Source organism: Parabacteroides sp. PF5-6, from assembly GCF_029504695.1.
Lineage (GTDB): Bacteria > Bacteroidota > Bacteroidia > Bacteroidales > Tannerellaceae > QVMG01.
In genome coordinates, this window is record NZ_JAQFIN010000004.1 from 351488 (window position 1) to 364239 (window position 12752).

General features: G+C 53.6%; 5 protein-coding genes. 2 read left to right on the top strand and 3 right to left on the bottom strand.

The features are described from left to right. Genes M2133_RS07265 through M2133_RS07275 form a run of 3 tightly spaced genes read right to left on the bottom strand, consistent with a single transcriptional unit; the run spans position 1 to position 6498 of the window. Positions 1-1569 (bottom strand): glycoside hydrolase family 32 protein, encoded by a 1569-nt coding sequence (locus M2133_RS07265; protein WP_277465362.1) that lies wholly within the window; start codon positions 1567-1569, stop codon positions 1-3. A 50-nt stretch (positions 1570-1619) separates the two neighbouring features. Next, on the bottom strand, positions 1620-3344 hold the full coding sequence (locus tag M2133_RS07270) for a RagB/SusD family nutrient uptake outer membrane protein (protein ID WP_277465363.1): 1725 nt from the start codon (positions 3342-3344) through the stop codon (positions 1620-1622). Positions 3345-3378: 34 nt separating this feature from the next. Further along, positions 3379-6498, bottom strand: a complete 3120-nt coding sequence (locus M2133_RS07275) for a TonB-dependent receptor (RefSeq protein WP_277465364.1) — start codon at positions 6496-6498, stop codon at positions 3379-3381. Positions 6499-6697: 199 nt separating this feature from the next. On the opposite strand from M2133_RS07275, the gene M2133_RS07280 reads away from it, so the two are divergent. Next, positions 6698-9412, top strand: coding sequence for a substrate-binding domain-containing protein (locus M2133_RS07280; RefSeq protein ID WP_277465365.1), 2715 nt, complete (start codon positions 6698-6700; stop codon positions 9410-9412). A gap of 242 nt (positions 9413-9654) precedes the next feature. Beyond that, complete coding sequence (locus M2133_RS07285; RefSeq protein ID WP_277465366.1) at positions 9655-12729, top strand: TonB-dependent receptor; 3075 nt, start codon at positions 9655-9657, stop codon at positions 12727-12729. The last annotated feature ends 23 nt before the right edge of the window (positions 12730-12752 follow it).

Below are 12752 nucleotides of genomic sequence, written 5' to 3' on the forward strand. Positions count from 1 at the left end.
TCAGTAAATACTTTGTAACTCATTGATCTCTGCCGAAACGAGATCGATCTCTCCGTTCTGCGTGAACAACTCGATCGTATCGAACGGCGCGGAGGGATAAAACAGATTGGTCAGGACGATGCGGCCACCGGCGGCGAAGAACTCGATGGAGTTGGCGTCGATGATCAGGTGCCAGTCCACCTGCGGGCTGTTCACGATATAGGGCACGCCGTGCAAGGACGAGAAATGCTCGGAGAAAATCTCCGCCGTCGCGTTTGTCCGGTCGACATAAAAGATCTTTTCCATGTTATCATAGCCGATCAGGATGTATTCTCCCTTGTCGTTCTTGAGGCGTATGCCGTATTTGGCGGGGAAATTCATCTGCGTATTGTTGCTCTGATCGAATGTCAACTTGATCTCCAGTGGCGATGCGGCGAATTTGAACTGATCGGTCAATAGGTAGGAACTCTTCACCGGGGTCTTTGCCAATTGCATGTTTTGTCCTTTCAGGTGGTCGATCTCTTTCACAGGCGTGGAAGTCAACAGATAGAGGGAACCATCTTGCACCAGGCCCATCTCGCGCGGGAAGGTAGCGGCGCCGCTCCAGGTCGGTGTCGGTTCTTTGCCGGCGTACTGCCAGTTGTTCATCCAGCCGATCAGGATCCGCCGGTTGTCCGGAGCGTCCGACCAGGTCACGCCGGCATAGTTGTCTTTGCCGTAATCCATCCAGAGTGTCTCCTGCTGGGCGGAGGTGAACTGCTTGCCGTCGAAGTCGCCGACGAAATACTGCGTAGCCGATCCGCCGGCCGGTCCTCCGGGATTGATATTGACGATCAATACCCATTTCTCTTCGTTCGATCCGTTTACTTTCAACGGGAAGAGATCGGGGCATTCCCATACACCCTCGTGACTGCCGACGCCTTTGCCGAACGCACTGAGGTATTCCCAATCCAGACAGTTTTTCGATCCGTAGAAACGGATGACCTGTCCGGAGGCAATACTCATGACCCACTGGCGGGAAGGAGCGTGCCAGCATACTTTCGGATCGCGGAAGTCGCGGATGCCCGGATTCTTCAGGATTGGGTTTTGGGCATACTTCGTCCAGGTGCGTCCTTTATCCAGGCTGTAAGCGATGCCTTGCGATTCGATATCGATCTCGCCCGCTTTCTCTTTCTTCATATCGTGATAGGTGAAGAACGCGATCAACGGCGGGTTCTCCGTACTGCCCAGACCGGAGGTGTTTGCCTTGTCCACCACCGCGCTGCCGGAGAAGATATAACCCAGTTCATCGGGGTAGATCGCAATCGGCTGGTGCTCCCAATGCACCAGGTCGGTGCTGATGGCATGGCCCCAGTGCATCGGCCCCCATTGCGTATCGTTGGGGTAATGTTGGTAGAACAGGTGGTATTCCCCTTTATAATACACCATCCCGTTCGGATCGTTCATCCAACCGGAAGCCGGACTGAAATGTACCTGCGGGCGATACGTCTCCTGAAACGCTCTCGTTTCACTCTTTGTCTCACTCTGACTCGCTTTCCCGCCGCAAGCGCAGAGGAAGCAACAAACGCATACATATAGATATAACTTCATGGTACTGATATTAATTCTTAATTTTTAATTCTTAATTTTTAATTCCCTCTCTACCAGCCATAGTTCTGCTGATACAATTTCTTGCTAAAGTTAACCTGTGCTTTTGGAATAGGGAAATATTCGTCCCTGTTTTTTGTGAAAGTAGCTTCTTGCAGGTAAGCGCCACGTCTTGTTTTCTCGACGGCGAGATAAGCGTTCACCGTTTCGGCGGCAATGCCCCAGCGTACCAGATCGAAGAAGCGATGCCCTTCCTGCGAGAACTCCAGGCGGCGTTCGAAACGTAAGGCTTTGCGGGCGAAATCCTGTGTCCATGCCGGGCAGTTCACACCGGGTTTGTAATTGTCGACCTTGAACCGGCCGATCGCATCTCCCTGCACATCGACCAGGCGTGCCGTGCTGTTGGCCGCCCGTTGGCGGATGGCATTGATCAGCGATAAGGCTTCGTCCTGCCGTCCCAGTTCGATCAATGCTTCGGCCTGCCAGAGGAGCACATCGTCGTAGCGGATCACGTCGCGGTTCTTCGAGCTCGACATGAACGGGTCCGCTTTGGCAAAGCAGGGGCAGTCGGGCAATACCGTTTCTTTCATCGACATAAACGGGCCGTAAGTCTGCGGACTGCGGTTCCAGTCTTCCTGGAAAAGGAACTCCGGATTGTACTTATAAGGCAATCCCGGTATGGCTACCGTATGGTTCAGGCGCGGATCGACGGGGTTGGCCAAGAGATCGTCCGGGGTAGTGATACTTTTCTCGTTGAACGTATCGAGTAGGGGCAGGCCGTTCTCGTCGGTGCGGAAGGCATTGACCATATTCTGTGTCGGCTGGTGGAAACCACAGCAGCCATATTCCGGGTTCATCGGGTAGTTGAGCATCGCTCCCCAGTCGAGGCGGCCGCGCAGGGTTCCGTCGCTATGCGAGTGTTGGATGGCAAAGATCGACTCACTGCCGTTCTCGGTCTCGCAGAGGAAGTTCTCGGCAAAATCGCTTGCCAGGGCATACTTACCGCCTAATCCTTTGCAGAGACTGACTACCTCTTCCAGCTTGGTGCGGTTGATATTGACTACATTGTGTTTCTCGTCCTGCTCGTAGGCCGAATACAACAGGGCTTTCGCCAGGTAGGCCTGTGCCATGCCTTTGTCGGCTCTTCCTTTGTCTTCGTTGTTGTCGGGCAGATTCTCCGCGGCGAAGCGGAACTCGGCAACGATCTTATCCCAGAGCTGCTGATCGGTAAACTCCACGTTCGAGACATTGATATACTCTTCGGTCGGGATGGTCTCGTCGACATAGGGCACGTGTTTGTAGAGGATCTTCAATTCGAAGTAGTAATGGGCACGCAGGAAGCGCATTTCCGCTTCGCGTACTTTCTTCTTCGGGAATTCACTCTCGGAAGCTTCGACAAGGCGTGCCAGGGCATCGTTCGCCCGGGCGATATTGACGTATTGGCCGTACCATTTCTGATCGAGATAACCCAGGTCGTCGCGCATATACACGAAGGTCTCGAACGTATTGAAGTCGCCCATGTCGCCGGGCCCGTCACCCCCTTTATGGGAGTCGCCGCTACGCAGGTCGCCATAAGGCCAGAGCGCGTTCATGCCTCGCTGGTAGTTGTCGTTTCCCAATGAAGAATAGGCTGCAATGACCATCTTCTCTATTTCAGCCGGGCTGTTTAGGGCTTCCGAACCGGCTACGCCTTTGGGCGATTCGTCTAAGAATGAGTCGCACGCTGCCGTTGAGAGCAGTAAAGCGGTGGCTAATGTGGTATATTTGAGTGTTTTCATTATCAATTACGAATTAAAAATTACGAATTACGAATTAGAAAGATACATTGACTCCGACGGTAAAGGAACGCGGAACCGGATAAGCGAAACGGGGTGTTTCGGGATCGACACCGGTGAAGGCGTCTTTGCCCGATCCTTTCTTGATCGTTAACAGGTTCTGTCCGGAGATATAGATGCGGGCATTTTCCATGCGTGCGGCTTTCAAGAGGTTCGCCGGCAGGCGGTAGCCCAGTTCGAAGTTCGCCAATTTGAGGAAAGAGGTGTTTTCGACAAAGTAGTCCGACGTACGGATCTCGTTGTTTACATCGCTGCCCGAGACTGCCGGGATCGTCGTGTCGGTATTGTCCGGACGCCAGCCGTCTAACAGGCGGGTACCGTAGTTCTGTCCGCCGAAGAAGCCGTAGAAGTCGGTGAATTCTTTCAACCAGTTGTAGGTGTACGAGCCGACCTGTCCGTTCCAGAACATCGAGAAGTCGAAGTTCTTCCAGGAAGCAGCCACGTTCAAACCGTAGAGGAAGTCGGGATCTTCCACGCCGAGCCAGGTGCGGTCTTCGTCGTTGATCTTGCCGTCGTTGTTGAGGTCTTTGTAGCGGATACGTCCCAGTCCTTTGCCCGGTTGCTCGGCATGGGCGTCGATCTCCGCCTGCGATTGGAACAAGCCGTCGGTCACGTAGCCGAAGAGCGACTTCCACGGACGCCCCAGAATGGTCTGGTCGTTCCCGTTACCCGGATAGGAGTTGATCACATCCTCCGGCAGTTTGGTGATCTTATTGCGGTAGCTGGCGATATTGCCGGTTACGGAAAGATCTACTTCGCCGATCTTCTGGTTGTAGGTCAATGCAAACTCCAACCCCCAGTTCTCCATGCTGGCACCGTTCACATAGCTGTCGCCACCAAAGCCGATCGTTGCGATATAGGGCGGTTTCACCAGGATATCATCGGTCTTCTTCAGGAAGTAATCGACCGAGCCGACAAACTTCTGGTTCAACAGGCCGAAGTCGATCCCGCCATTGTGCTGAGTGGTCGCTTCCCATTTGAGGTTGGCGTTCGGGCGTTGCGTACGCAGGAAACCCGAAGGCAGTGTGCCCTGGTTGTTGCCGTAGATATCGTAGGCCGTACCCTGGTCGCGTTCCCAGGTCGGATCGGTATAGTAGCGTGCCTGGTAGAGGCCGTAAGCGGCGTAGTTGTCGATCTCCTGGTTGCCGGTTTTCCCCCATCCATAACGCAGTTTGAGGTCGGAGAATACGCTCTTCGCGCTTTCGAAGAAAGCTTCTTCGCTCACGCGCCATCCCAGGGAGAAGGCGGGGAAGGTACCCCAGCGGTTGTTGCTCCCGAAGCGGGAAGAGCCGTCGCGGCGCAGGGTGAATGAAGCCAGGTATTTATTATCGTATGCATAGTTGATTTTGCCAAAGAAAGAGGAGAGCGCGTAAGAAGTGGCGCCTCCGCTGTTGCGGAAATTCGCTTCACCCGCCGAGAGATACATATAGTCCGGTGTCTCCAATACAAAGCCATCGCGGCCGGCCGACATCTCTTCGAAACTGTATTTCAGCATCTCCTGACCGGCCAATAGGTCGAAGTTATGCTTGCCCAGGTCGAACTTATAGTTCAGGGTATTACTCAATACCCAGTTGCCACCGTAGTTCGAATGGGTGTCCAGGCGGGCGGTCTCGTCGGAGAGGAAGCCCGACTGATAGCTCTTCTGCATATACCGTTGCCAGAAGCCGGTATAGTCGATCCCCAGTTTGGAGCGGAAGTGCAAGCCTTTCAGGATCTCGATATCCAGGCTGATATCCCCGAACAGGCGGATCACATCCTTATGGTTGTCTTTGTTGTCTTCGATCATACGCACCGGGTTCTGGCGGTCGCTCATGTTACTGGCGGGACCTCCCCAGCCGCCTTCCCTGTCGTAGACGGGCACCAGCGGTTGGATCAGGCGGGCACGGTCCTGCAGGTTGGCGGCGTCGAGCGCCGACTCCCGCGTTTTGGAGATCGAAAGGTTCTCACCGATCGTCACCCGGCCGTCGAATAATTTGTAATCGCTGTTCACGCGGGCAACGATACGGTTGAACTGCGAGCCTTTGATCGTTCCTTTGTTGCCGTAGTAGTCGGCGGAGAAGAGCACGCGTCCTTTCTCATTGCCGTTGCTCACCGTCACATTGTAGTTCTGGATAAAGCCGGTGCGGCTGATCTCTTTTACCCAGTCGGTATCGGTGGCTTCCATCGTCGCCACGCCACCGACATAGAGGTATTGCGGCAGGTTCACCTTATCCAATACGCCATAACCGTTGGCATCCCGGTGCCAGTCGAAGGTGTAGTTTCCGTAGTTCGGATCGTTGCCGTCGGTCATGGCGGCCAGCCACTGCGCCTGTCCGCGTTGTTCGGCATTCAAGAGGTCGACCGAGCGTTGCCATTGGGAAGCCGTCAATGAAGCGCGGAAATCAATCTGCGTACCACCGGCTTTCCCCTTTTTGGTGGTGACGATAATCACACCGTTTGCCGCGCGCGAACCGTAGATCGTCGCTGCCGAAGCATCTTTCAATACCTGGATCGACTCGATATCCGATGTGGCGATCTCGTTCATCGAACGGGTACTGGGCACACCGTCGATGATATAGAGCGGCTTGCTGTTGCCCAGGGTAGAGACGCCGCGCACCTTCACGTCCACATCGCCCGTTGGGTTACCCGTATTGGTGATATGCACGCCCGGCACACGCCCCTGCAGGGATTGCATGGCATTGCTGGTGTTGATCGTCTTGATCTCATCCATCTTAACGACGGAGACCGCTCCGGTCAGGTCGGCCTTTTTCTGTGAAGAATAACCGGTCACGATCACATCGCCCAACGCTTGCACGTCTTCCCGTAATATAATATGTAGGGGAGAGGCATTTTCGATGGTGATCTCCTGTGTCGTGAAACCGATGTAGCTGATCTGCACGATCGCTCCTTTCGCTACGGAGAGCGTGAACTGCCCGTCCAGGTTGGTCACGGTCCCGTTTGTTGTTCCTTTCTCAATCACTGAAGCGCCGATGATCGGATAGTCGTCCGTGGCGGAGATAACCGTTCCGCTGATCCCGATCTGTTGCGCGTAAATCATTTGTGTCATCAAAAGCAGGAATGCCCAGACGCACAGTTTACCAAGAGGTGATGTTTTCATAAAATTGTTTTTATGTGTTCGACATGATATTCTGTCGGCAAAGCTAAAGGACGGCGGGGTGGCGGACTATAACAAATCGACTTGGGGCTATGACAAATGTCGCATAGGTGACAAATGTGATCGTAATGTGACAAATGTGATCGTTTCAACGCTTTCGTTTCCGGTATTTTTGTATGTTTGTAATCGACAGCTGTATGATATGCGCTATATTCAGGTTCCACTTTTGTTACTCTTAGGCAGTGTTGTCCTGATGACCTCCTGTCATTCGCGTTCCGGCAAAAAAGAATATGTGGTCGGGCTCTCTCAATGTATGCTCGACGATGCCTGGCGGCAGACGATGATCCGCGAGGTGGAGATCGAGGCTTCCATGTACGATGGCCTGCGGTTGGAGATTCGCAATGCGGACACCAACAACCAGCAACAGATCGAGCAGATCCGGGAACTGATCGGTATGGGTGTGGATGTCTTGATCATCTCCCCGAACGAATCGGCGCCCTTGACGGCGGTGGCCGAAGAGGCCTACCGCGCGGGCATACCGACGGTTATCACCGACCGGAAGATCGACAGCGAACTTTATACCACCTTCGTCGGCGCCAATAATTACGAGATCGGGAAAGACGCCGGCCTCTATGCCGCCGCCCACCTGCCGAAAGGCGCCGTGGTGCTGGAGATCTGGGGCTTGTCGACCTCCTCGCCCGCGCAGGAGCGGCATATCGGTTTTACGGATGCCCTGATGGGGCGGTCCGATCTCTCGTTGATCAAACTGGAAGGGGAGTGGCGCTACGATACAACCTCCGTGCGTATCGCCCGGATGCCGTTGCCCGAGAAGATCGATTTTGTCTATGCCCATAACGATATGATGGCGATTGCCGCCCGGGAGTTCTTCGTACGGAGGGATCCGGTCGAAGGGGAGAAACTGCATATCATCGGGGTCGATGCCGTGCCGGGTGCCGGCTTGCAGGCCGTTGCCGACGGGCAGATCACCACCTCGTTCCTTTATCCCACCGGCGGCGCCCAGGTGATTAAAGCCGCCATGCAAATCCTGCGCGGTGATAGCGTACCCAAGTATATCCCGCTCTCCACTTCGCAGGTGAATGCCGGCGCGGCGCGCACCTCCCTCCTGCAGTCGGAGCGGATCGAGAACTACCAGCAACAGATCGAAGCGCAACGCTCGCGCCTGGACGGGATGTTCACGCAATACCATTTCCTGCAAAACTCCCTGTTGATTATCTCCGTCTTGATGATCGGCTTTGTCATTCTTACGCTCTATGCGTTCTTTATCAACCGGAAGATGAAGCAGACCAACCAGGCGCTTCGGGAGACCAACCGCAAAGAGGAAGAGCAGCGCAAGAAACTCATCGCCCTCAATGCGGAAATCAAAGAGGTGACGGCGCAGAAGTTGCAGTTCTTCACCAACGTATCCCACGAGGTGCGTACGCCGTTGACGCTGATCCTGGCGCCGCTCGACCGGTTGATCGGGCTGATGCAGGACTCGCCTTACCTGCCCGATCTGCAACTGATCCGGAAGAATGCCGATCGCCTCTTGCGGGTGATCAACCAGATTCTCGACTTCCGCAAGATCGAGAACGACCAGGAAGAACTGAAGATCCGGGAAGTCGAGATGGTGAACTTCACGCGCGAGGTGATGAGCTATTTCGACAGTATGGCGCAGGTCCGGCAGATCCAGTATCGTTTTCTCTCCGAAAGCAAAATCTGTCGTGTCTGGATCGATACGGACCAGATGGAAAAGGTATTGGTCAACCTCTTGTCGAACGCCTTTAAGTTCACCCCGGAGAATGGCGTGATCGAAGTGGCGTTACACGAGGATGCCGACCGGGTGCGGTTGCAGGTGCGCGACACGGGGGTGGGCATCAAACCCGAAAACCTGCCTTATCTCTTCGATCGTTTCTATACCGAACACCGGACGACCGGCACAGGCATCGGCCTGCACCTGGCGAAGCAATACCTCGAGATGCACCACGGCGAGATTGCCGTGCAGAGCCGGCTCGGAGAGGGTACGACCCTCACCGTCACGCTGCGGAAAGGTAAGGCACATTTCTCAGAGAAAGTGGTGCAGGAAATGCAGATCTCGCCTTATGCCTACGAGGCCTCCCAATTGGATGATACGGAAGCACAGGAATTGTTAAATCGCTCGTATGCTTATCCGATCCTGATCGTGGAAGACGATGAAGAAGTGCGCGCCTATCTCGAGAAAGAACTGCAGGAACAGTTCCCCGTCGTTGCCGTGGCTAACGGGGTGGAGGCCCTGGCGGTGCTCGAACGGGGAGAGGATATCTCCCTGGTATTGAGCGATGTGATGATGCCCGAGATGAATGGCTTCGAGCTCTGTCGCGCGATCAAGACCAATCTGTCCTACAGCCATATCCCGGTGATCCTGTTGACGGCATTGACCGATGAACGGCAACGCCTCTACGGAGTGGCCCGCGGGGCGGACGGTTATATCCAGAAGCCGTTTGATATCCGGTATGTGAAGGTGAAGATCATCCGCCTGTTTGAAGAACAGAAACGGCTGCGTGAGCAGTTACTCCGCAAATTGCAGGAGAACCGGCTGTTGATTGCCGAGCCGGAGAAAGCGGAGAATATCGACGATCAGTTCCTGCGCCGCCTGTTGGCACGCTTGGAAGAGGTGTATACCGATTCCGAATTCAATGTGGAACGCCTGAGTGATACGCTTGGCCTCTCGCGCGGACACCTGCACCGGAAAGTGAAAGAGCTGACGGGCACCACGCCGGTCGACTTCCTGCGCAACTTCCGCCTGGCCAAAGCTGCCGAATTGCTTCGTGGCCATACCCTTTCCGTCAGCGAAGTAGCCTACCAGACCGGCTTCTCTTCGCCCGCCTATTTCACCAAATGCTTCAAGGCAGTCTACGGTGTGATCCCCAAGGAATATTAGGTTGAATCCTCATCAGTATTCTCAGAATATGGGGGAATGGGCTTTTCATACCATTGGTCATGACGAGTAGTGTGCCCACCTGGGATTACCTTTTTTACCGATAAAAATGATGTTTTCACGATTGGATTTGGGTCGTTCACAGATAAGATTAGGAGAATAAGTGTAACCCCGGTAATTTTATCCAGTATTTTAATCCGTCAATTTTTGTAATTTAATATTATTATAAACAAAAACGAATGAGTATGTTGAAAATCGTAAGACCAGTTTCCTTACTGCTGCTATTGACAACGATTTGTTCCGGAAAGGCCATGTACGCGGCAGGTGAGTCCAGCTTACCCGTTGTTCACATAGCCCTGCAACAATCCACCGTGAAAGGGGTGGTGGAAGACGCGTACGGACCGATCATCGGGGCTTCAGTCATTGTGAAAGGAACAACGAACGGTATGGTTACCAATCTCGATGGTAACTTTGAGTTGAATAATCTGAAACAGGGTGACATTATCCAGGTCTCTTACATTGGATACCTTACCCAGGAAATCCCGTACAGCGGGCAATCCTCCCTCCGGATTGTCTTGCGTGAAGACACCCAGAAGCTGGAAGAAGTGGTGGTGGTCGGTTATGGAACACAGAAGAAAGTGAACCTGACCGGATCGGTCGCCAATGTGGACAATAAATTATTTGAAAACCGCCCGATCACGAACGTCTCCTCCGGTTTGCAGGGCTTATTGCCTGGGGTGAGTGTTGTGCAAAGTAGTGGCCAGCCCGGTTCGGATACGGGAAAGATCCGGGTGCGGGGTACCGGTACGTTAAACTCGGCCGATCCGATGGTTATTGTGGATGGCGTGGAATCCACGATGAACGATATCGATGCCAATGATGTGGAGACTATTTCGGTACTGAAAGACGCGGCTTCGGCAGCTATTTACGGATCGAAAGCGGCCAATGGGGTGATCCTGATCACGACCAAACGCGGAAAGACAGGCAAGACGTCGATCAATTATTCCGGCAACTTCGGCTTTACCCAAGCCACCCGCATCCCGGAGTATTTCTCTTCGGCGCAGGTCGCCGAATATTGGAATGCCGCGTTGGAATACGAAGGCAGTAGCCCTATCTATACCGCGGAAGAGATCCGGAAATACAAGGATGGCTCCGATCCGGAGAACTATCCGAATACCAACTGGCACGACCTGGTCTACAAAACGGCCTTCCAGCAGACGCATAATGTGAATGTGAGCGGTGGAAGCGACGCGGCGCGTTATATGGCTTCCTTAGGCTATCAGGGACAGGACGGGATCATCGACAACTACAACAAGAACCAGTACAATATGCGCCTGAACCTGGATATGAAACCGACGGATAAGATGGAGACTAGTTTCAGTATGGCGTATACCCAGCAGGACATCAATTCGCCCGTTGGCTCGTATTCGGACGGGAGCACGGCCCAGATTCTGCGTTTGTTGAACCGTATCTCGCCGATGGTGGTCGGCCAGTATAGTGATGGCACTTACGGCGCTGTCTCGGACGGTAACCCGTTGGCGTGGATACAGGACGGTGGTACGCAGAACCGGAAAGTACATAACCTGATGGCTGTCGGTTCGGCGAAGTATCAGTTCCTGCCTTCCCTGTCGCTCAAAGCGCAAGTCGCCTATAAGCTGCAGATGGAAGAGACCGACAAATACACCAAGCGTATACAATACAACCCGACCTACGCGCAGGGAACCACCTCGAAAGCGATCACCGGCAAAGACTACGACCGGATCACCTTCGACCTGACGCCGGAATATAAGAAATCTTTCGGCAAGCATAACCTCGGTGTATTGGGCGGTTTCCATTCCGAGCTGTATAAATATAAGTATAGCTATTCGTACCGGAGCGGTTATCCGAACACGTCGCTGACCGACCTGAACGCCGGTTCGGCCTCAACCGCCAAGGCGGAAGGGTACACCCGTGAGCTGGCGATGATCTCTTACTTCGGGCGTGTGAACTACGACTACGACGGGAAATATCTTTTCGAAGCCAATATCCGCCATGACGGATCGTCGCGTTTCTCGAAAGATAACCGCTGGGGAACGTTCCCGGCCGTTTCCGCCGGATGGCGTCTCTCGGAAGAAGGCTTCTTCGAAGGACTGAAAGATAAAGTGAACAACCTGAAACTGCGTGCTTCCTGGGGTAAATTGGGGAACCAGGAAATTCTCGATAGCGATGGCTATTCGAACTACTACCCGACCGTGTCGACCATGACGCTGGGTAAAGACTATGTGTTGGGTGGTTCTTTGGAATCGGGTGCGCATACCTATTACGCCGTTAATTCCGACCTGAAATGGGAGGAGACTACCACCTGGGGCGCGGCAATCGATATCGCTTTGCTGGATAAGGTCTCTTTCACGGCCGAATACTACAACAAGACCACTTCGGGTGTGATCATGGAGATGAGCACGCCGAATACCTACGCGCTGAGCAGCTATTTTGCCAACCTGGCGAAGATCCGCAACTCCGGGATCGAGCTATCGGTCGCTTACAATGATAAATTCGGGGATGTCGGCTTTAACTTCGGTGGGAACGTGGCGTTCAATAAGAATGAAGTACTGAATATCGGCACAAACGAATATGAGTATGTCACCGGTATCGACAACTATACCGCTGTCAACTGGGTAGGTCATTCGATGAACAGTATCTATGCCTACGAAACTGCCGGTATTTTCCAAACACAGGAGGAGCTGGATAACTGGGCGGAATATGGTTTTACCTCCAAGACCCGCCGGATCGGCGATGTGAAATACGTCGATACCAATGGCGACGGCAAGGTGACGGCCGAAGACCGAACCATCCAGGGTTCTACGGATCCGAAGATCGCGTTTGGCTTCAACTTCGGACTGACCTATAAACAGTTCGACCTGATCGCTTTCTTCCAGGGCGCCGCCAAGGTGTCGAGCATCGTCTCGGAAGGAAGGGGCGGACTGAGCGCGTCGACTTCCAAGCCCCACAATCTGTGGTTAGACAGCTGGACGCCAGACAATACGAATGCCAAATACCCGCGCCTGGCTACTTCCAATGCGGATATCAATACGGAACATTCGGATATCTGGGTGATGAATGCTTCGTATCTGCGTATGAAAGACCTGCAGATCGGTTATACGTTCCCTAAATCCCTTTTGGATAAGATCGGCATTCAGCGGTTGAGGATTTACTATAGCGGACAGAATCTGTTTACGCTTACCGGAATGCTCGACGGATGGGATCCGGAAGCGCCTGCCGGACGTGGAAATGCTTATCCGCAAACTGTGGTGAATTCATTCGGATTAAATCTTACATTCTAATCAACTAAGGAGGTATAAAATGA

Coding starts and splice junctions, on each gene's coding strand:
- M2133_RS07265 (WP_277465362.1), bottom strand. CDS start 1,569: ATGAAGTTATATCTATATGTATGCGTTTGTTGCTTCCTCTGCGCTTGC.
- M2133_RS07270 (WP_277465363.1), bottom strand. CDS start 3,344: ATGAAAACACTCAAATATACCACATTAGCCACCGCTTTACTGCTCTCA.
- M2133_RS07275 (WP_277465364.1), bottom strand. CDS start 6,498: ATGAAAACATCACCTCTTGGTAAACTGTGCGTCTGGGCATTCCTGCTT.
- M2133_RS07280 (WP_277465365.1), top strand. CDS start 6,698: ATGCGCTATATTCAGGTTCCACTTTTGTTACTCTTAGGCAGTGTTGTC.
- M2133_RS07285 (WP_277465366.1), top strand. CDS start 9,655: ATGTTGAAAATCGTAAGACCAGTTTCCTTACTGCTGCTATTGACAACG.